Here is a 706-nt window from a genome sequence, read left to right on the forward strand (position 1 = left end):
CACCTCGGCGACCATGCGGACTGCGCGCTCACGAAGCTCGCGCGGATACTTGTTGGGTCGTGCCATGAGACTGATCCTTCCAAGGAATCGAGTCTCCGAACACGCCGGGGGGATTCAGCGAGAGCCGAACAGCCACGAGGTGAACTGGGCGCCGCGATCGGAGTGGACGATCGTTCCGACGGGCTTGCGTCGCCACCTGGCCATGTCCAGAGCGTCGACGATCAGCTCGGTGCGCAGATGGTCCGCGATCGACCAGCCCACGCAGCGGCGGGAGAACACGTCGATCACTGCCGCGCAATAGACCCAGCCTTCGACCGTTCTGTGTTGCGTGATGTCGGTCACCCAGAGTCGGTCGGGCGCATCGGCGACGAATACGCGTTGCACGTGATCGTCGAATACGGCCGGTTGGCGGTGGCCGCCATGGCGAAAACGCCGCCGATGCACGCCCTGAAGCCCTGCCTGGCGCATGAGACGCTCCACGCGACACCGACCAACGGCGATGCTGCGGCCCAGGGTGAGCTCGGCATGGACCCGCCTTGCGCCATAGGTTCCTCGAGCCATCACGTGAATGTTCTCGATGGTGGCCAAGTGGAGTCCCGCATAGTGGTGTAACGCCCGGTGGCCCACCGCGTCGGTGACGACGTGAACGCGGTCACCGTGTGATCCTTCGAGGAAACTCTCACATCCCTCTCGAAAGGCATCAACA

Annotated in this window: 1 protein-coding gene; it reads right to left on the reverse strand. The window is 64.0% G+C overall.

The genetic code is table 11. The features are described 5' to 3' along the window. Window positions 1-114: 114 nt before the first annotated feature. A partial coding sequence (locus tag FK219_RS13320) for an IS3 family transposase (protein ID WP_152584349.1) occupies window positions 115-706 on the reverse strand: 592 nt, incomplete at its 5' end.

This window comes from Microcella pacifica (assembly GCF_009371975.2).
Classification (GTDB): Bacteria; Actinomycetota; Actinomycetes; order Actinomycetales; family Microbacteriaceae; genus Microcella; species Microcella pacifica.